This is a genomic window from uncultured Marivirga sp., from assembly GCF_963974845.1.
Classification (GTDB): Bacteria; Bacteroidota; Bacteroidia; order Cytophagales; family Cyclobacteriaceae; genus Marivirga; species Marivirga harenae.
Map to the genome: position 1 here is coordinate 32682 of NZ_CAXBEQ010000005.1, position 19944 is coordinate 52625.

Consider the following 19944-nt stretch of genomic DNA (forward strand, 5'->3'; position numbering starts at 1 on the left):
GGGTGAGTTTTAAATATAATAAAAGCTTTATATTTATATGTATATATAGTGTTAAAACTATCTCCATTTTTAAAAGAATGGATTTAAATTTTAATAAATTATCAAAGACTAAACTTGAAAGAAAATTATGGATCTAACAGAATTTATTATCAGATTACTTTTGTCAGCTGCCGCAGTATTCATTACAGCTAAATTACTCTCTGGAGTGAAAGTAGAGAGCTATGGTCAAGCCATCGTAGTAGCTATTATTTTGGGAATAATCAATGCAGTAGTAAAACCTATTTTGGTTTTTTTAACTATCCCGATCACTATTCTGACACTAGGGCTTTTCTTATTGGTAATTAATGCCTTGATGATCATGTTGGTAGATAAAATATTGAAAGGCTTCTCTGTCAAGAGCTTTTGGTGGGCTTTTTTCTTTAGTATTATTCTATCGCTACTGAATGCTATTTTGCAGTCATTATTTTAGCGCAAAAAAAAGGTTTGCAAATGAAGTGATAATCATTTCATTTGCAAACCTTTAAATGCTTTTATTGAAAGCTGATTTCAACCAATACCGAGCGCAATTAAATCAGCTAATACCACTACTCCTTCTCTTAGATAAGGATCTTTGATTTCCCCATCTGTATTAATTTTATTTATTAGTTCAGGATCTGCTGAAATCTTCTCATTCAATTCATTTGCTACATTTCTTCGGTCCATAGCAGCCTCATTTTCAGCTTTTCGTTTTTCAATATTTAAGCTGATTCTGTACATGCTCTGCTGATTAACTGCTTCATCAACCTCATTTTTCAAATTTCTTAAATATTGCTCCTCATTTAATCGCTTCTCATGTTTCTCGTTGAGCTTAGCGATAATGTTAGGATCTATATCATTCGATGGAGTGAAATTCGAACTTTCAATTTGATCCCATTCCAACGCACGTTGATAAGAGCTTTCTCCAAATGCTTTGGCAGTGTACGGAGAAGGCATCTTGATGTCCGGACGCACACCCTTATGTTGCGTACTGCTTCCATTCACCCTATAATACTTGGCTAAAGTTAGTTTGACCTGGCCTAGTGTATCTTCTACTTTAGGGACAAATTGATTCAAAGAAATAAGATTTTGGACGGTTCCTTTGCCGAAAGTATTTTCCCCTACAATCACTCCCCTTTTATAGTCCTGAATAGCTCCTGAGAAAATCTCTGATGCAGACGCACTAAATCTGTTCGTTAAAATGGTTAATGGCCCACCATAGTAAATTTCTTCGTCTTCATCTTTACCAACTTCTATACTCCCATCAGAATCTCTAATCTGTACCACAGGTCCTTCGCTAATAAACAAACCGCTTAATTCTATAGCTTCTTGAAGGGAGCCACCGCCATTTGAACGCAAATCGACTACAATTCCATCTACCTTTCCCTTGATGGTATCAAGAATAGCTTTTACATCCCTTGTAGTACTTCCATAATCCTTGACACCGGCTCTCATGTCTTCAAAGTTCATGTAGAATGATGGAATAGTGATAATGCCTACATTATACTGATTTCCGTCACGATATACTTCTCTTATCTCAGCATAAGGCACTTGATTATCTAATTTAATCTTATCTCTAACTATGGTGATTTCCATTGGAACACCCGCAGATACTGATTGGCCAGCTTCAATGATTTGGAGTCTAACAATTGTTCCTTTTGGGCCTCTAATTTTTTGAACAACATCATCTAATCTCCAACCTGTGATATCCACAAATTCGCCTTCTACGCCTTGTGCCACTGCTAATATTTTATCATCTGTATTGATGACCTTACTTTCAAAGGCTGGACCTCCTGGCACTACTGAAGCAACACGAGTATAATTTCCATCAGTGGTTAATGTTGCACCAATCCCTTCTAAAGATTGGCTCATTCGTATTTTGAAATTTTCAGAAGTAATGGGTGAAAAGTAACTACTGTGAGGATCAAAACTTTCTGCAAAAGTATTCATATAGAGCTGGAAAACGTCTCTACTTTCGTAATCTCCTATAGTTTTTTCTAATCTTGAATATCGTTCTTTCAAAAGCCTTTGAATGGTAGTGTCAGCTTTTTCGTCCAATTTTAAATCTAGGGCTTGACTTTTTATTAATTTTCTCCATCTATCGTTTAATTCTTCTTCAGAATTGGCATAGTCAAGCGAGTCTGAATTAATTGTTAAATACTCTTGTGCATCATAGTCAAAATCAAATGAAAGGTTATTTTCTACATAGTCCATTCTCTCCATAAACCTTTCACGAAATACATTGAATATTTCGTAAGGTGGTAATAGATAACCTAATTTAATATGGTCATCCAGACGCTCCCTATATTTTTTGAAGGCTTCGATATCTTTTTTGAGAAAATAATGCTTATTGACGTCTAGCGAAGATAAATAGTCATCATAGATAATAGTGGAAAGCTCATCGTCAATAGGAACCTTTTCATAATGGTATTGAGTCAATAATCCTGCAACCAATCTTGCTTCCATTGACTGATCTTGAGTGGGGCTTAATTTCGCGAATTTTTCGTTTTGCGCCCATCCTGCATAGTTAAACAGGAAAATAACTATAATTATAAGTATCTTCTTCATGTTGTTGAAATTGTTGTAGTTCAGGATATTGAACGGAATATTGTTATTTTATTTTATTGAATTTGATAAACGGTCAAATTGCATTTGGTAATATACTAAATGAATTATGATTTTGATAAAACAAATTTAGTTGATGATTATCCAATTCAGAAATCGACTTATCCATCATCCATTTGATATATCGGTTAAACCTATGTCCCATCCAGACACTGGAATTTAAAACAACAGCATATGTATAACCGTCATCTTTTCTGTTTATAAAACACGCTGATCCAGCTAATGTTCCAGTTCTCCAATAATTATCACCTCTAGCCCCTTTCCAACCAAATGCATCTGTATATCGATTCCCATTTACCATCATTTCACGACTCTCTTCAGAAAGTAGTTGGTAAGTACTATTTGGATCTACAAGGCTTACTAATTTCGCCAATTGTGATGCATTGGCAATCCACCCTCCTGCCGCACCTAAAGTATTGATATCACTGCCTCCGTAGGGTTTTTCGACTGACTGATAATTACCATCGTAGGACTCAAATTGGTAAGCACCTGGATGATTATAGTAATGTACTTCAAAAGGTCTCCTCTCCCACTCATAATTGCCAGAAATCCTCATACCAAATATCCCATTTGGTTCTAAAATATTATCAATCACATAACTCTCATAAGTGGCTCCAGTTTTCTGTTCAATAATCTTGCCTAAAAGCATATATCCAAAATTAGAATATGCATATTGGGTGCCCGGTCTATATCTCAACCGTCTGTGTTCTAATACAAATTCTATGATATCATCATCAGTTGGGGGCCCTTCAAGATTCATAATTCTTTTTATTTTCGAAGCCTGAAACATAAAATCACCGTCTCGCCAACTCCAACCTCCTTTATGATTTAATAGGTGTTTTACTTTTATCTTACTATGGTTTTTGTCTTTTATTTCTGTGAAATGGGAAAAGATCCCCTCTTTTCCAAATACGTTTTCCTCCAAGTCAATAATTCCATCATCTACCATTTTCATAATAGTAATGGCAGTTACTAGTTTCGAAGCACTCGCGATTCTAAATAAATGTTGAGTTTTTACGGACTCTTGGGTTTCAAGATTGGTCAAACCATATCCCTTTGAATAAATCAACCGGTTGTCTTTCATTACCGCTACGGAAGCCCCCTTAATATCCCATCGTCTTAAAAATTTATTAATATTTTTATCAAATTCCTGACTAAAATCAGCGGTGTCCATTACAGGAGCAGGACTAACAAGATTAAAATTAAGGTAATTTAGTTGGCTATGGGAGTCTGCATCAACGGAACGAGTGAAAGCGACCTCTGACGTGGTATAAAAGGCAAAACTAATTGCAGTTACCCCTAATACTATTGCAATTATAATTGTACTCTTCTTCAATTTAAGACGTGAATTGGTTCGTATATTTTTAAAAATATCTTGATAATATAAGCGTATTAGTGCAAATATAAAATATTTTGAATGAAATCCGCATTTTTAGCTCGTGCCTGATTAACGTGCCATAAATAAAATAATTCCGCTTTATTAAGATTTCTTTTAACATTAGGCTTAATTTTATACTTAAACTAAAATCATAAAAGCTAGAAAATAAATGAAATATGATTACATCATTGGAGGAGCTGGCTTGGCTGGCTTAACATTAGCTTGGCAAATGATTGAAAGCAAACTACTTGAAAATAAACAATTGCTTTTGATTGACGCTGATTCTAAACAAAGCAATGACAGAACTTGGAGCTTTTGGTCAGAGCCAAAGATGTGGATCACAGATTTACCTATAAAACAATCTTGGGATCGGGCAATTGTAAGAGGAAAAGACTTTGATTTGACTCAATCCTTGTCTCCTTATCGTTACTATAACATCAGAGGTATTGATTACTACCAGTTTGTATTCAACAAATTAAACAAACACCCTCAAGTAACTTTTATTCAGGATGTTATAGTGTCAGAGGACGAAGAAAATAAATGTGTACATACTGAGAAAACTAGCTTTTATTATGATTCCTATTTCTTCAAGTCGTATTTCTTTCCTGATCAATTAAAGTCAATGAATGTAACAGGAAAGCATTTTATATGGCAACATTTCTATGGATGGAAAATACAAACAGATCATGCTGTTTTTAATCCTAGTGAAATCACATATATGGATATGCAAGTACCTGAAGTAAAGGGAGGTTTAAGTTTTGCCTATATTTTACCTACCTCAGAAGATCAAGCTTTGGTAGAATTCACCTTGTTTTCCGCTGATTTATGGACGAAAGAAGAATATGAAACAGCCTTAAAAAATTATATACATCAAAATTTAGGACTTCAGGATTTTAAAGTTCTGGACGAAGAGTTTAATAAAATCCCGATGACTACTGCGATTCTATCGAAAAGGAACAAAAGCATCGTGCCAATTGGCACTATCGCAGGAACAGTGAAACCAAGCACTGGATATAGTTTTGTCAGAAATTTCTATCATATACAGCAAATAATTAAGGTTCTAGAAGGAAAGTCAAATAATTTTGACATAAAAAGCTCTAGCAGATTTAGATTTTATGATGAAGTCTTGCTGAATGTTTTGATTACAGAAAAGCGTACAGGCCATGAAGTGTTCGGAAATTTATATAAAAAGAATAAACTGCCGCTTCTACTTAAGTTTCTTAATGAGGACACTAATCTCTTGGAAGATTTAAAAATTATGAATACTGTGCCAAAATGGTCCTTTATAAAAGCAGTGGCTGAAGAAGTGATCTCTTAAAGTTTGATGGGAATAGATGTCCTAAACTCGGTTTCCTTTTCAACATCGGAGTAATTTAAGTTGATATCACCGTTGAGCTTATTGGTAATAATTTTACAGATATATAAACCTAAACCTGGTCCTTTAGGTATCTCAGAACCGACATAGAAAAGGTTGAAAATATTATCTTTCTGATCTTTTTTAATTCCAATTCCATTATCTTTTACGCTGATAACCAAGTTTTTATCCAGCATTTCAATCTTTACTTTAACCCACTTCTGTAATTTAAGTGGATCGGCAAATCTCACGGCATTGCCGATAAGGTTTTTAAGAATTAAATGAAGTAAGCTAGGATCAATTTGTACGAGCTCTTTCGCTCTATTATCTACCTCGATCGCGACACTTCCCAGGTTTTCTTCCTCGCCATTCAGTCTTTCAAAAACAGTTTCCAAAATCATGTCAATATTGATCTTTTGAACACTTATAGGTCTGGCACTGATTTCATAGACATTGCTTAACCTTTTCAGCATATCGTCCATATGATTGGCAGAATGTCTAAGATGATTTAAGTGATCTGAAATATCATTGTCTTGCTCATATTCCATTTGAATAAGCTGACTTAATCCTTTAAACCTTGCAATTGGTCCTCTTAAATCATGTGCTGATTTGTAAATGAATTCGTCTAGCTCTTTATTCTTTTCTAATAGTAGATTATTTGATTTAGATAACTCTCTTGTTCTATCTTGAACTTGTTGATCTAGATTTCTAGCAATATTGAAAAGCTTTTTATTTTGTTCTTGAATTATCCTTTTGGCCTGCTCGAGTTTATTGCGCTCATGATCTAACTTTTCGTTTTGAGACTGAATCTCTTCAAACGCATCTGTTATATCTGCGTTTTTCTGAAGTAGATCTTGTTGAGCGGTCTCAATTTCCTCTTTCTGATCTTGAATAAGCGCTAAAGCTTCACGGTAAGCTTCATTTTGAGCTTTCAACTGATTATGTTGGTGCTCCAAGGTCTTAGTCCTGTCTTTGACAAGGCTTTCTAAATAATTATTATGTCTTTTAATTCTTTTTGAACCAAGATTTATGAAACTAAAGGCAATACCAAATATCCCGATACTCAAAATCGTAAGTGATATGCTTTGAATTGCGGCTGTAAGTTTTACTGGATCTATTTCAATTAAATTGCTCATTACCATATGATTTTCCTGAACTGGCATTGAAACACCAAGTGAAGCCTTCAAGGGCTGTAGGGAAACCAAAAGCAATAAGCTAAAAAGCGTTAAAAAAATGGAATAGTTGAAATATTTTCTCACGAACACCTGTCTTAATATAATACTATTAATGATAAAAAGTTTAATAGATTTTCAAATTTTCTTAAATTACTTAATAATCAATGATTTACACTTACTATATTGAAGTGTCAATTTAATAAAATTATCTACTTAAAAACAAGAAATGATTATATTTAATTTCTGAGATCAACAATATGAATTTTAGTATATCCGATCAATAACCGTAAGATTATAATCTATTCTATTGAAAATAAGCTCATTACATTTGGAGGGGTACAAAAAAAGCCTGTCTATAAATTACTCATTTAGACAAGCTCTTAATTAATTTGAATGTAATATATTAGTCTATAGTACAGATTATTTACCGAAAGGATTAAATCCGGCTAATCCTCTTTTGCTACCGCTCATTTTATTCATGGTCTTCATCATCTTCCTCATATCCTTAAATTGTTTCAAAAGGTTATTGATTTCTTGAACAGAAGTCCCACTACCATTGGCTATTCTTTGTTTCCTGCTAGCATTCATCAATTCAGGATTAGTTCTCTCCTCGGTGGTCATGGATCGTATTATTGCTTCAACAGGCTTAAAAGCATCATCATCAATATCCATATCCTTTATTTGTTTACCCATGCCTGGCAACATTCCCAACAGGTCTTTGACATTTCCCATTTTCTTGATCTGCTGTAATTGAGAAAGGAAGTCTTCAAAATCAAATTGGTTTTTCCGAATCTTCTTAGATAGTCTGTTGGTTTCTTCCTGATCGAATGTTTCTTGAGCCTTTTCAACCAAAGAAACAACATCACCCATACCCAAAATTCTCTGAGCCATCCTGTCCGGATAGAAAAGGTCAATAGCATCCATTTTTTCTCCACTACTGACAAATTTAATAGGTTTTTCAACAACATTTCGAATTGACAATGCCGCACCACCACGAGTATCACCATCTAATTTTGTAAGAACTACACCGTCAAAATCAAGCTGCTCATTAAATGTTTTAGCAGTATTTACAGCATCCTGACCTGTCATGGAATCCACTACAAATAATGTTTCAGAGGGCTTCAGCTCTTTTTTCAAGCTCGAAATCTCTTTCATCATAGTTTCGTCCACAGCTAAACGTCCAGCAGTATCTACTATAACAATGCTCTTCCCATTATCTTTAGCAAATTTAATGGCATTATTTGCAATTTTAACAGCATCTTTATTCTCAGGTTCTGCATAAACTTCCACTCCAATTTGTTCACCCAGTACCTTTAATTGGTCAATAGCGGCAGGTCTATAAATATCACAAGCAGCTAATAGTACTTGCTTACCTTGTTTTTTAAGTCTATTTGCTAGTTTACCAGAAAATGTAGTTTTACCGGATCCTTGAAGACCAGATATTAATATGGTGGCAGGAGAACCTTCAATACTAATGTCCTCTTGCTTCTCCCCCATCATTTTAGCCAATTCCTCTTGGGTAATTTTGACTAAGAGCTGACCAGGGGAAACTGAAATAAGTACATCACGACCTAAAGCTTCTTCTTTAATTCTGTCTGTCACTTCTTTTGCCACTTTGAAATTTACATCGGCATCAACCAATGCTCTTCTAATTTCCTTAACTGTAGTAGCTACATTTACTTCCGTTATTTGTCCCTGTCCCTTGAGGGTTTTAAAAGCGCGATCTAACTTATAACTGAGATTATCGAACATATCTTATATGAAGTCTAATAATGAATAACAATAATATTTATAATGGAGCATTGAAAAACAACGCTTTAATATCTGTAATTAATTGATGAAATTTTGGGCAAAAATAAGGAATATATTGTATTTATCCGAATAAATAATTGGATTGGATTTTATTCCTTGCAGTATGAGTTTAGTGCTTTCACTCCTTTTTCGTCTCCTAACTCTGCCGATTTCACATATGCGGTGCAAGCTTCAGGTAGTTGGTCATTCTTTCTTAATGCTTCTCCTAAATAATAGTTGGCTGATGGTAGGTCTTTTTTCCTTTCCAAGGAGTTTTGTAACTGTCGAATAGCTTCTTCGAACTCTCCTTTCTTTAGCGCAAGTATTCCTAAGTTTCTATAAACATATGGGTTCTTTTCATCTGTTACAATACTTTTCCTTAGATCTGCATAAGCCTTATCAAAATCACCTAGAAAAGTATAGATGTACCCCCTATTGTTCAAATAATATGGCTGATTGGCCTGAAGCTCCAATGCTTTATTCACTGAAGACAACGCTTCATCAAAATTTTCTTGCTCAGATTGAATTAAAGATAATAGGTTCCAGGCATTTGCTTCTTGCGGATTTATTTCCAATGCATCATTTAAATATTTTACCGCTGTCTTATATTCTTCCTTATAGTAGTGTACGGCCGCCAAATTTGTTTGTATTTCGGCATTGTTATCATCAAGCTTTAAAGCGGTTGTAAATGATAGTTCTGCTTCCTCATAGTTTTTCAAACCTACCAAAGCCAACCCCTTAGCCAAATGAGTAAAAGCGGAATCCTGATAAACCTTCAATACCGGCTCCAGGTCATCCAGAGATCGGTAATATTCTCCTGTTTGATAAAAGGCATTACTTCTATTGTAATAAGCCCTAGTGTATTCTGGATTATATTGCAATGCTTTGCCGAACGCTTGAATAGCTTCATATGGGTGACCATCTTGATAATGCGCTACTCCTAAGCCATTCCAGGCAGAAGCATTCTCATTATTAAGATCAATAGCACTTTCAAAATAGTCTATGGCTTGCTTACTTTGTCTTTTGTCTAAAGATTGATAGCCTTTCTGAATTAAGCTTTCTTGTCTCTGTTCTTTGTTTGAACAGGACAAAAAACTCATTAGAAATATAATTAGAATAATACTTCTCATTATAATTTTAATTCTATGTTTCAAATGTATCCTCTTTAAAAGAGGTGGATTAAAGGCTTGATTCGCTTAACAGCTAAAAATCAATTACTTACTTTATGACAGATCAAATTTAAAATTGAATCATCAACCAAAAGGGACCTGCTTTATTTTAAGCCCTAACTCTTGCTGAATTTTTTTGATTTGTGTTACTTCATTTTTTGTACAAAGAGCCATGCTAATGCCAGTCTTGCCTGCTCTAGCAGTTCTTCCACTTCTATGAATGTAGTAATCAATTTGTTTTGGGATTTCATAGTGCACAACGAAAGCCAAATTTGCTACATCAATACCCCTAGCCGCCACATCAGTGGCAATTAATAAATCAAGCTTTTTACTTTTAAAAGCTCTCATTTCTTTATCTCTGTCCTTTTGGTGCATATCACCTTCTAAAATTCCGGACGGAAGTTTTCTTGCCTTCAATTGCTCATGAAGCGTTCTTGCCGCATTTTTAGTATTGCAAAAAATAATCCCTCTCTCATTTTTCTGAGTTTTTAGGAAGTAATCCAGCACCATCATTTTTTCATCTGCATCACAAGGAACATATTGATGCATGATTTTCTCATTCACTAGTTCATTACCCGAAGCTTGGATTTGCTTTGCTTTGGGATCTAAATATTGGTTGATGATGTATTTGATATCCGATGGGATTGTAGCTGAAAACAACCAGATGTTTTTTTGCTGTTTCATGGTCGTCAAAATGAATTCTAATTCCTTTTTGAACCCCATGCTCAACATTTCGTCAGCCTCATCTAACACCATCAATTGAGCTTGGCGAATGTCCACTGCTTTTCTTCTTATTAAATCTGCTAGTCTACCCGGTGTGGCCACTAATATGTGTGTAGGTCTTTTTAGGTTTTGTATTTGTCTTTCAATCTTTTCACCCCCGAAGACTACCTCCATAAATACTTTATCTGAGTACTTTGTAAACTTGAAAAGCTGATGCTTGATTTGTTGTGCCAATTCTCGTGTAGGAGATAAAATAACTGCTTGGATTTTATCTTCTTTAAGGTTAATTCGCTCCAAAATAGGTAAACCAAAAGCGGCCGTTTTTCCCGTGCCTGTTTGTGCTTGAGCAACTAAATCACCATTGTTCTGCAGGAGATGGCTGATCACCAGTTCTTGGATTTTGGTTGGGGTGTTAATATTCAATTCCGATAAACCTTGAACCAATTTATTGGATATTCCTAACTCTTTGAATGTCATTTTCTGTATAACTATTTTACTTACTTCTTTTTTTGAAAGACTTTTTCTTTTTAAACCCACCAGGTTTGTGTCTTTTGGCATTCTCTTGATATTCAGGTCCCTGCCCTATTTGATTTGGCAAGCTATTGGTTTTCATAATTGACTTTTCAATTAATGCTTCAATCCGATTGAATTTCTCCATATCTGCATTATTGACAAAGGTCATGGCTTCACCTTTTGTTGCGGCCCTCGCTGTTCTCCCAATTCTGTGCACATAATCTTCAGGATCTCCAGGAACATCGTAGTTGACTACCAGACTAATATTCTCTACATCAATACCCCTAGAAATGATATCGGTACCAATTAATACTTGAACCTTTTTAGAACGAAAATCACGCATAATGACTTCTCTCTCAGATTGATCCAAATCACTAGAGAATGCCTTGACTGACATGCCTATATTTTTCAACTCTCGTTCTAAGGACTTTACTTTATCTTTCTTACCTGCGAAAACAATAGCTGTCTCATATATTCCTGAACCTAAAATGAACTTTAACAATGGAGTTTTCTGATCATCAAAAGTTAAAAATGCCTTTTGAGATATTCCCGCAGCCGGTTTTGAAATGGACAAGCTAATTTCCTCCGGATTATTCAAAATAGCCCCCGCTAACTTTTTGATTTTTGGTGGCATTGTCGCGGAAAACAAAAGTGTTTGTCGTTTTTCTGGCAATTGCTTGACTATCCGCATGATATCATCATGGAATCCCATGTCTAGCATTCTGTCGGCTTCATCTAAAATTAAATGTTGCACATTATTCAATTGTGTCTCATTTGAATTTAGTAGTGCAATTAATCGACCAGGGGTGGCCACTAATATATCAACTCCAGCTCTAATTGCTTTCTTTTGTTGTTCCCATGCCGCGCCATCTCCACCACCGTAAATAGCTATACTACTTGAATTAGTAAAATACGAAAACCCTTCTATTTGTTGATCTATTTGTTGAACCAGCTCTCTAGTTGGCGCAATAATTAACGTATTTACTCCTTTGCTTTCCTCTCCAGCCGCAATTTTATGAAGAATAGGCAAGACGAAGGCTGCAGTTTTACCCGTACCTGTTTGAGCGCAGGCTATTAAATCTTTACCGTCTAATATTTTGGGGATAGCTTCAGTTTGAATGGGTGTAGCTTTATGGAAGCCCATCATTTCCAAACCTTCACTCAGTGTAGGATGAAAATCTAATTCTTTAAATTCCAATTTCTTAATATTTTATCTTTCTGACTTTTCAGTTTTATCAAAGGTAATGAATAGCAATGAAATAAAGCTACTTATTGTATATATTCATCTTTGCTTGGTGTTATCTCTGCTAATTCTGTTTTATTTACTACATCTCTAATTATAGCGTCCAACTCCAATGCACTTCCACGAATTGAGTCGATAATATTGAATTTTTCGGTTTGACTAATACCATCATACTTTTCCAGATAATCTATGAGTCCCAAGAGCCTCGCAAGAGGTGCTCTGACCTCATGGCTTTGTATCCACGCTATTTCTTTTAATCTTTCGTTTTGACTTTGAATAGATTTAAAGATCTTATTTCGAGCTGTTACGTCTCTTATGATCCCGTGGATTTGTCTTTCAGGCGTAACTTTACAATTTATTTCTGCTGTAATTTCTCTACCCCTTAAAGACTTTAGAGAAACTTCTTCAAAAATGTGACCTTTAGCAAGCAAAACATCTAAAAAGGGTTTTTGTTGTTCATTTTCAAATTTGATAATATCTAATAAGTTGTATTTCTCTAATTCCTCTACTGCGATTCCAGTTAATTCAAGTCCTTTTTGATTCAATTCCTGCAAATTTCCTTTTTCATCAGAAAGAAAAATGGCGTCTGAAGCTTGTGAGACAAGATTCCTATATTTCTGTTCACTCTTTTGCAGTCTCTTGGCGGATAATTTCGTTTCAGTTACTTCCCTGACAACCGCTAAGACCTTTTCTGAATTGATTGACTTAAACCTAGATTCAAAATACTTTCTCCCCTCTTTGAAATCAAGATAATATGAATGGTGAACAATTTCTGCTGTACTGATTGCTCTTTGTATTGCTTCATAGGTGGCTTTAGCAAAATCTTTGTCAAATAGATGGAAAATAGATTTTCCAATAAAATCTTTAGGATTATAAAACAGCAAGCTATCCTGATAAGCATGAAAATCAAGATAACGCGCATCTTTATCGTAAATAAAAATTAAATCGGGGATGGCAGCAACCATAGAAGTTAAGTATTCATTATTTTCCTCAATTTCTTTGGTTTTTTCTGACAAGAGTGACTCTAATTTTTCCGGTTTCTTTAATATTTGATAAGTATAGAGTCCGCTCCCCACAGAAGATGAAATTGCTAAAAAAATGGTAACTGCTAAGAGCACGTAGACTGCAGGGTCCTGCTTATAATAGGCTGTAAGTTTCCAGCCGGACTCAGCAAAAATATAGTCTAGCGTTAAGGTACCCTCCGCTTCATTCGATGTAAAAAATTCTTCTTTTCCTGTATTGGGATTCTTTTTCGAAAACAAGATATTGATCCCATCTACGTGAGTATTATTTATTCCCGCTGCTTCTAAAAAATCATCGATTTTTATCAATACAGCAGAAAATCCCCAAAATTTACCTTCATAAAAAATTGGTAACCTTCCAACAATACCTTTCCCTTCTTGCCGAAAATCTAATGGGCCTGCGTAATAAATCTTTTTATTATTGATAGCTTTTTCCGCTTCAATTTTAGTATTGGAATTTTTTAGAATATCATATCCAAGTACGCTTTGATGAACGCTATAGGGATAAACGTATTTGATTTCTCCCTTCTCTAAAATCTGCACTCCAAATAAGTACGGATGATTATTCATAATTTCTTCAGCAACATAGTCAAAATTGCTTACAGTATCTTGATCAGTATTGATTGTTAAGCCAACTGAAAAAGCTGCCAAATTACTATTGCTTAGTATTTTACGGATGTTCTCAATTACGAAATTAAGCTCTGACTGCAGTTGTACTGCTTTTTGTTTTTGATAGTATTGGTAGCTTATTAGGATAATTGTAGAAAAAACTATCGCAGTAAATAAACTCACTGCAATCGCTGTACCAAGTAGCTTATTTCTATTTTGATTTTTTTTTGGTAGATAGTTCATTAAGGCCTTTTCGTTACACAGTAAGTTAGTATATTTTACATAAAAATCATTAGCCTTGGAAGAATATGTGAATTCTGTATAATAAAAATCGAAGGGAACAATTTCTAGTTTCTCCTCCCTTAAGTTCAGCTGCAAGATAAAAAAAAGGACAAAATATTTGGACAATATGTAAAGTATAACGTACTTTAAGTAAAATAAACTTATCAATATGAAATTTGAAATGAAGTATCCCTTGTTTAAAAGAAAATGGAAATGGATAGCCATCACATTTTTTCCGCTTCCTTTTGTTATTATGTTATTGTCTATATTGTTAGCGTTTGATTTCCCGCAGGAATCAGTGGGTGATTTCTTTTACCTATGTTGGGCTATAGGATTTACAATATTGAATTTCACAGAGGAAAAGGAAGAAGATGAAATGATTGAACAATTGAGGTTAAAATCATTTACTATGGGTGTGTTTTACCTCATTTGGGGACTGACAGTCTTAGGAATGTTGCAATTCTTTAGTTTTGGATCTTTATTTACAGATTTCATGAGTGCCTACTTAGCAATCTGGCTACTTAATACCTACATTTTTCTAAGTTTCACCTATTACAAATGGCAAAACAGATAATCATATGACCAATAAAGTAAGAGTTGAAAGAGCCGTCAAAGGAATTTCTCAAGCGGAGTTAGCTGAAATTATTGGTGTTTCTCGCCAGACTATAAATTCTATTGAAAGCAATAAATACATACTATCGACAGTATTGGCTTTGAAAATATCTGAGTACTTCTGCAAGTCAGTAAATGAAATTTTCTTTCTTTCTGCTGATGATCGGTAGTAATATGCCTAAAATGTATAAAGCCATGATATGTTGAAGTATCATGGCTTTTTAAATATGAAGTGCAAGCTATAGTTTACACAGCATCTGATAGACTTGTAAAAGTAAAGTCGCGAATTTTCATAACTGGGATAAGATTTCCGTTTATTCGCTGTTGTTGTCCCAATTCTTCCAGGTTATTTAACATAATAATAGGACTTTCATTGAAACGCATATTCTTAATTGGGTGCTTGATTTTACCGTTTTCAATGTAGAAAGTTCCGTCTCTTGTTAATCCTGTATAAAGTAAAGTTTGCGGATCTACGGTCCTGATGTACCACAAGCGTGTAACTAAAATTCCTCTTTTGGTGCTTTTAATTAAATCCTCGGTTGTCGCATCTCCTCCTAGCATGATCCCGTTTGCTGGACCTGGAACTGGTTCAACTCCTTGTTTTTCTGCCCAATAGCGGCTGTAAGACATATTTTTAACTACACCATTTTCAATCCAATTCGTTCTTTCTCTAGCTAGACCATCTCCATTCCACGCATTAGCTGGAACAATTTCATTAAAAGGATCTGAATATATCTGGACCCTTTCGTCTACTAATTTTTCTCCTAACTTTGTGCCACCACCCTTCTTGGATAAGAAACTTCTGCCTTCATCAGCTTGTCTCGCTCCCATATTGAATAACATATTTCCCAGAAGTTGTACTGAAGCGGCCGGTTCCATAATTACCGTATATTTCCCTGGTTCAATAGCTTTAGCCTCTCTACTCATTATAGCTTTTTCAAGCGCAATAGCAGAAGCTTCTTCACCATTAAACTGCTTAACATCATTGTAATCCCTTGAAACCCATCCGGAACCAGTCCCGTCATTAGTTCTCATTGTTACCGTAAATTCTAGTTCCGACTCTTGAGAATAAGCAAATAGCCCTTTTGAATTCATGATACTAGAAAACCCAGCGGTATCTTCTAAATATCCGGCAGCAGTAACATCTTTTGCTTTAGCTGGCTGAATACTTTTGTTAGCCAAATCCGCCCTGTATTCTGGACTGATGTCCGCGGTGCTCTGATAAAAAGTTTTTGATTCTTTATATTGCTGAGGACCTAAAGGCTCCATGAACTCAGGATTTTCTGGTGCAAGTTTCGCCAATTCCTCTGCTCTTTTTACTACTTTTTTAAGCGATTCATCATCAAACTCATTTATTGTGGAAGAAGCAGATCTTTTACCAAAATTTGCCGTCACTCCTAAACTGATATCATCATTAAAACCACTCGTAGTTACTGTATTTCTTGCATAACGAATATTGCCTCTGCCACTTCCTGAAAGGCCTGCTTCCAAGCTATCAGCAGTGGAAAAGCCCATCACTTTTTCCAATATTTGCTTTGCTTCTTCTTTAGATAATATTGCCATTTTTAAAGATTTTTAATTTTAGACTAACAGATTTATTCATTTCTTCTGACATAAACCTTTTATTTAGTGTTAAATATTTCTTGCTGTGTTGATCACATTCACACCATCGAAACGAGTAGTAGCACTTCCATGAGATACCGCACTAATTTGTGATGGCTGTCCCTTTCCGTCAAAGAAGGATCCAAACGTTTTATAATCGTTTTTATCACATATTTTAGAACAAGAATTCCAAAATTCTTGCGTATTCGACTGGTAAGCCACATCATTGACAGGGCCTTTTATTTTTCCATTTTCGATCTCAAAGAATAATGTACCCCCAAATTGAAAGTTATAGCGCTGCTGATCAATAGAGTAAGACCCACGACCTACAATATAAATTCCCTTTTCTACATCTTTAATCATGTCATCAGGACTGTAGCTTTCTTTTCCAGGAGCTAAAGAAACATTAGGCATTCTTTGAAATTGAACATCATTCCAGCTCTGAGAATAACAACATCCATGGGATTCATCCTCATTAATAATGTGGGCTTGATCCCGAATAGCTTGATAGTTCACTAGAACTCCATCTTTAATCAAATCCCATCTTTTGGTTTTCACTCCTTCATCATCATAGCCTACAGCTCCTAACGAACCCTCTTGCGTTTTATCTGCAAACACATTTACAATATCACTACCATATTTAAAATCTTTGCCTTTCCATTTATCCAAAGTTGCAAAACTAGTTCCGGCATAATTGGCTTCGTATCCGAGAACTCTGTCTAGCTCTGTAGCATGACCAATACTCTCATGTATCGTTAAGCCAAGGTGATTAGGATCCAAAACAAGATCATATTTCCCAGCTTTGATAGAATCAGCTTTTAACATCTCCTTAGTTTGCTTACCCGCAAGTCCGGCATCTTCAATCATATCATAACGATCAAAATAATGCATGGTACCACCTGGGCCTTCTTTTTTACTTCCCGGTCTAGGATCCATATACTCAAATCCCATCCCCATTGGTGAACTCAATGCCTGTCTTGACTTGTATTTGCCGCTATCGGGGTCAATTGCAGTCACATTGAAATTAGGCCAGATTCTATGAACATCCTGGTCAATATAGGATCCTTCTGTACTGGCAAAATATTTTTGTTCATTGATCATAAATAGTGCACTGTTTACAAAATTTGCACCATTATTAATAGCTTCGGCATTAGCAGAAAGAAGTAAATCTACTTTTTCTTTTAACGGAACAGCTACAGCATTTTTCTCGAGAGGTGTTTTCCAGCTTACTTCTCCGTAAGATTGAACAGGAGCTAATTGCACTGGTTCAGTTTGTATTTTTCCGTTCGCTTTAGCAATAGCGGTCGCTGTTTCTGCGGCAGATTGAATTCCTGCTTCGCTTACATCGCGCGTAGAGGCAAAACCCCACGTACCATTGGCAATTACTCTTATACCCACTCCGAAAGACTCAGTATTCACTGCATTTTGAAGTTTGTCCTCACGGGTAAAAATATATTGATTTAAATATCTTCCTATGCGGACATCAGCATAAGTGGCACCATTAGCTTTGGCAGCGTTTAATCCTACGTCAGCTAATCTTTTCTTTTCTAAGATATCTAAAGGGCTTTCCAAAAGTCGGTCCATGTCCACTGCATTACCCAATAAAGGCACCGTCAACAAAGCACCGCCTACTCCCATTCCTGCTAGTTGTAAAAACTCTCTTCTCTTCATTTGGTTAATATTAAAAATGAATTGATTTATTTTATGATGAATAATATCCGTTATATTTAATTATTTCACTAATACAAAAGGATAAACGGTATTAGAAAACTTTAAGCGGATAAGCTTTGGAAAAGAAAAGAGAACGCAAAATAATACACATAGATATGGATGCTTTTTTTGCATCAGTAGAGCAAATGGACCAGCCGGAATTAACAGGAAAGCCTGTTGCTGTAGGTGGAAACCGGCAAAGAGGAGTTGTAGCAGCCGCTAGCTATGAAGCGAGAAAGTTTGGAGTCCATTCCGCAATGCCTTCAAAAATAGCTGCCTTAAAATGCAATAATCTGATTTTTGTTAAACCTAGATTTGAAAGATATAGGGAACTTAGTCACCTGATTAGGGAGATATTTTTTAGATATACTGATTTGGTTGAGCCTTTGTCATTAGATGAAGCATATTTGGACGTCACTGAAAATAAATTGGGTATAGAAACAGCAACTGAAATAGCTATTCAAATCAAAAGTGAAATAAAAAGTGAAATTGGTCTTATTGCATCAGCTGGAGTATCCGTAAATAAATTTTTGGCTAAAATAGCTTCAGATTACAGGAAGCCTGATGGGCTATTTATCATAAAACCTCATCAAGTAATTCCTTTTATTGAGCAATTGCCTATTGAGAAATTTTTTGGAGTCGGTAAAAAAACGGCTGAAAAAATGCATAAATTAAATATTAAAACGGGAGCAGATTTACAGTCGAAATCGTATAAAGAACTAATCAAGCATTTTGGCAAACAAGGAAGGTACTTCTATTCGGTAAGTCATGGTGAGGATAACAGAAGAGTTAATCCCAATAGAATTAGAAAATCCGTAGGAGCAGAAAGTACATTCTCAGTTAGCCTCAAAAACAAGTCAGAAATTTGGGAAGCATTACAACCTATAGCAGAAAAATGCTGGAAACGCTATAAACAAAGCGAGGCTAATGCTCATACGCTAACACTCAAAATCAAATTCGATGACTTTCAACAAATAACGAGAAGTAAAACTTTTGAAGACGGAATAGAATCTGCCAACACTTTTGACAAGGGATTAGAAAGTTTAATGGACGTATTTGATTTGAATCAATCGGTGAGACTAGTTGGATGTTCTTTATCGAATTTTGAAATAATAGAGAAAGCAAATAAAGACGGACAGCTTACTTTACGTTTTTGATTTGGACATAAAAAAGGGAGTAAAAAACTCCCTTCCTAAATGAAATGAATAAACTTATTTTCTTCTAATAAATATGAAATCTCCGCCTTCATCTCCGGCACCTTGAATCACTCCAAATTGCGGAACAGTAGGTGCATTATTCATTACAGGCTCGTATATCCTTGCGAAAACAGTAGACGCAGGCAAATAATCAAATTCATTTTCGTCCAATGTTTTAATTAACATGTATACGAAGAAACTTTCATCCGGAACCTCAGTTAAGCTACCGCTTGTAATTGCCTTTCTACTTCTGTCTTTGTAGAGTTCATGAACTTTCAATTGACTCATTCCACCAACAGCTCTAGTCTTAAAAATGCTACCTCCAAAACAGGCATCTGTAATCAATAAAGTATGTTTAGATGGAATCGCACTTATATAATCTTTTATCGTACTATTAGGAATCCAATTTGCCGTACTTTCAGCTTTCGCATCTGATGGTAGCCAATAGCCGAAGTCTTTTGGTTTATCGTAATAACCATGACCAGCATAAAAGATCATTAAATTATCTTTCTCAGTTACAATATCTGCAAGACCATGGAAAGTATCAATTACTGTTTCTCTATTTGGGTCCTTTAACAAAGTCACATTTTTAGGATCAAAATTGTATTTCGTAGTTAGTACTGAATATAACTCTTCCGCATCTTTCGTAGGTTTATCCAAATTTGGAAGATTCGCTCCAGAATATTCATACTTAGAAACGCCAATTATCAAAGCATGATAGGTTGGTTCTGATGACGATCTTAAGGCATCCTTAATAGTTTCCTTTTTTTCAGAAGTAGCTATTTCGGCTTCTCCTCCCCGTTTTTCGGTAGAATAATCCACCGCTACGCTATTACTTCTACCCGAAAAAGTCTGGGCTAATCCTATATGACCTATAAACATCACTAAAAGGATTAATATTTGAACCTTCTTGTTCATAATAATT

The 19944-nt window shown here is 35.2% G+C and carries 16 protein-coding genes; 5 read left to right on the top strand and 11 right to left on the bottom strand.

Annotated features, from left to right (window positions below; all coding sequences use genetic code 11):
- The first annotated feature begins 127 nt into the window (after positions 1 to 127).
- The gene (locus AAC601_RS12070) at positions 128 to 469 is read left to right on the top strand and encodes a phage holin family protein (protein ID WP_303269208.1); all 342 of its coding nucleotides are present in this window, start codon (positions 128 to 130) and stop codon (positions 467 to 469) included.
- A gap of 77 nt (positions 470 to 546) precedes the next feature.
- On the opposite strand, the gene AAC601_RS12075 is transcribed toward AAC601_RS12070, so the two are convergent.
- Both AAC601_RS12075 and AAC601_RS12080 read right to left on the bottom strand, forming a co-directional pair.
- A complete protein-coding gene (locus AAC601_RS12075; RefSeq protein WP_340153407.1) occupies positions 547 to 2583 on the bottom strand; it encodes a carboxy terminal-processing peptidase in 2037 nt (678 codons plus the stop codon).
- Positions 2584 to 2656: 73 nt separating this feature from the next.
- A complete protein-coding gene (locus AAC601_RS12080; protein WP_340153408.1) occupies positions 2657 to 3976 on the bottom strand; it encodes a serine hydrolase domain-containing protein in 1320 nt (439 codons plus the stop codon).
- Positions 3977 to 4187: 211 nt separating this feature from the next.
- Between AAC601_RS12080 and AAC601_RS12085 the strand changes: the two genes are divergently transcribed.
- Positions 4188 to 5336 carry a lycopene cyclase family protein gene (locus tag AAC601_RS12085; RefSeq protein ID WP_340153409.1) on the top strand — a complete coding sequence of 383 codons (1149 nt, stop codon included), beginning with the start codon at positions 4188 to 4190 and terminating at the stop codon, positions 5334 to 5336.
- Here the strand turns inward: AAC601_RS12085 and AAC601_RS12090 are convergent.
- The 6 genes from AAC601_RS12090 to AAC601_RS12115 form a co-directional block, all read right to left on the bottom strand.
- Complete coding sequence (locus tag AAC601_RS12090; RefSeq protein ID WP_303269213.1) at positions 5333 to 6631, bottom strand: ATP-binding protein; 1299 nt, start codon at positions 6629 to 6631, stop codon at positions 5333 to 5335. The genes AAC601_RS12085 and AAC601_RS12090 overlap by 4 nt on opposite strands.
- Before the next feature lie 336 nt (positions 6632 to 6967).
- A complete protein-coding gene (ffh, locus tag AAC601_RS12095; RefSeq protein ID WP_303269215.1) occupies positions 6968 to 8299 on the bottom strand; it encodes a signal recognition particle protein in 1332 nt (443 codons plus the stop codon).
- Between the two features lie 149 nt (positions 8300 to 8448).
- Entirely contained in the window at positions 8449 to 9438 is a 990-nt protein-coding gene (locus AAC601_RS12100) for a tetratricopeptide repeat protein (protein ID WP_340153410.1), read from the bottom strand.
- Between the two features lie 153 nt (positions 9439 to 9591).
- Entirely contained in the window at positions 9592 to 10788 is a 1197-nt protein-coding gene (locus tag AAC601_RS12105) for a DEAD/DEAH box helicase (RefSeq protein WP_340153411.1), read from the bottom strand.
- Complete coding sequence (locus AAC601_RS12110; RefSeq protein WP_340153412.1) at positions 10724 to 11941, bottom strand: DEAD/DEAH box helicase; 1218 nt, start codon at positions 11939 to 11941, stop codon at positions 10724 to 10726. Before AAC601_RS12110 ends, AAC601_RS12105 begins: the two co-directional genes overlap by 65 nt.
- A gap of 71 nt (positions 11942 to 12012) precedes the next feature.
- Positions 12013 to 13860, bottom strand: coding sequence for a PAS domain S-box protein (locus AAC601_RS12115; protein ID WP_340153413.1), 1848 nt, complete (start codon positions 13858 to 13860; stop codon positions 12013 to 12015).
- Between the two features lie 208 nt (positions 13861 to 14068).
- Here AAC601_RS12115 and AAC601_RS12120 point away from each other — a divergent pair, with 208 nt between their 5' ends.
- Together AAC601_RS12120 and AAC601_RS12125 are read left to right on the top strand one after the other, a co-directional pair.
- Positions 14069 to 14473, top strand: coding sequence for a hypothetical protein (locus tag AAC601_RS12120; protein WP_340153414.1), 405 nt, complete (start codon positions 14069 to 14071; stop codon positions 14471 to 14473).
- Between the two features lie 4 nt (positions 14474 to 14477).
- Positions 14478 to 14681, top strand: coding sequence for a helix-turn-helix transcriptional regulator (locus AAC601_RS12125; protein ID WP_303269223.1), 204 nt, complete (start codon positions 14478 to 14480; stop codon positions 14679 to 14681).
- A gap of 76 nt (positions 14682 to 14757) precedes the next feature.
- Here the strand turns inward: AAC601_RS12125 and AAC601_RS12130 are convergent, their stop codons facing one another.
- Together AAC601_RS12130 and AAC601_RS12135 are read right to left on the bottom strand one after the other, a co-directional pair.
- Positions 14758 to 16074, bottom strand: coding sequence for a TldD/PmbA family protein (locus AAC601_RS12130; protein WP_303269224.1), 1317 nt, complete (start codon positions 16072 to 16074; stop codon positions 14758 to 14760).
- Between the two features lie 69 nt (positions 16075 to 16143).
- The gene (locus AAC601_RS12135; protein ID WP_303269226.1) at positions 16144 to 17784 is read right to left on the bottom strand and encodes a TldD/PmbA family protein; all 1641 of its coding nucleotides are present in this window, start codon (positions 17782 to 17784) and stop codon (positions 16144 to 16146) included.
- Between the two features lie 116 nt (positions 17785 to 17900).
- Here AAC601_RS12135 and dinB point away from each other — a divergent pair, with 116 nt between their 5' ends.
- Positions 17901 to 18980 carry a DNA polymerase IV gene (gene dinB, locus AAC601_RS12140; RefSeq protein WP_303269227.1) on the top strand — a complete coding sequence of 360 codons (1080 nt, stop codon included), beginning with the start codon at positions 17901 to 17903 and terminating at the stop codon, positions 18978 to 18980.
- Positions 18981 to 19034: 54 nt separating this feature from the next.
- On the opposite strand, the gene AAC601_RS12145 is transcribed toward dinB, so the two are convergent.
- Positions 19035 to 19937, bottom strand: coding sequence for a caspase family protein (locus AAC601_RS12145; RefSeq protein ID WP_303269228.1), 903 nt, complete (start codon positions 19935 to 19937; stop codon positions 19035 to 19037).
- Positions 19938 to 19944 lie beyond the last annotated feature (7 nt).

What these genes read in the sequence shown, in the direction of transcription:
- AAC601_RS12085 (WP_340153409.1), top strand. Translation starts at nt 4,188, where the DNA reads ATGAAATATGATTACATCATTGGAGGAGCTGGCTTGGCTGGCTTAACA.
- AAC601_RS12145 (WP_303269228.1), bottom strand. Translation starts at nt 19,937, where the DNA reads ATGAACAAGAAGGTTCAAATATTAATCCTTTTAGTGATGTTTATAGGT.
- AAC601_RS12125 (WP_303269223.1), top strand. Translation starts at nt 14,478, where the DNA reads ATGACCAATAAAGTAAGAGTTGAAAGAGCCGTCAAAGGAATTTCTCAA.
- ffh (WP_303269215.1), bottom strand. Translation starts at nt 8,299, where the DNA reads ATGTTCGATAATCTCAGTTATAAGTTAGATCGCGCTTTTAAAACCCTC.
- AAC601_RS12100 (WP_340153410.1), bottom strand. Translation starts at nt 9,438, where the DNA reads ATGAGTTTTTTGTCCTGTTCAAACAAAGAACAGAGACAAGAAAGCTTA.
- AAC601_RS12115 (WP_340153413.1), bottom strand. Translation starts at nt 13,860, where the DNA reads ATGAACTATCTACCAAAAAAAAATCAAAATAGAAATAAGCTACTTGGT.
- AAC601_RS12135 (WP_303269226.1), bottom strand. Translation starts at nt 17,784, where the DNA reads ATGAAGAGAAGAGAGTTTTTACAACTAGCAGGAATGGGAGTAGGCGGT.
- AAC601_RS12075 (WP_340153407.1), bottom strand. Translation starts at nt 2,583, where the DNA reads ATGAAGAAGATACTTATAATTATAGTTATTTTCCTGTTTAACTATGCA.
- AAC601_RS12130 (WP_303269224.1), bottom strand. Translation starts at nt 16,074, where the DNA reads ATGGCAATATTATCTAAAGAAGAAGCAAAGCAAATATTGGAAAAAGTG.
- AAC601_RS12120 (WP_340153414.1), top strand. Translation starts at nt 14,069, where the DNA reads ATGAAATTTGAAATGAAGTATCCCTTGTTTAAAAGAAAATGGAAATGG.
- AAC601_RS12070 (WP_303269208.1), top strand. Translation starts at nt 128, where the DNA reads ATGGATCTAACAGAATTTATTATCAGATTACTTTTGTCAGCTGCCGCA.
- AAC601_RS12105 (WP_340153411.1), bottom strand. Translation starts at nt 10,788, where the DNA reads ATGCCAAAAGACACAAACCTGGTGGGTTTAAAAAGAAAAAGTCTTTCA.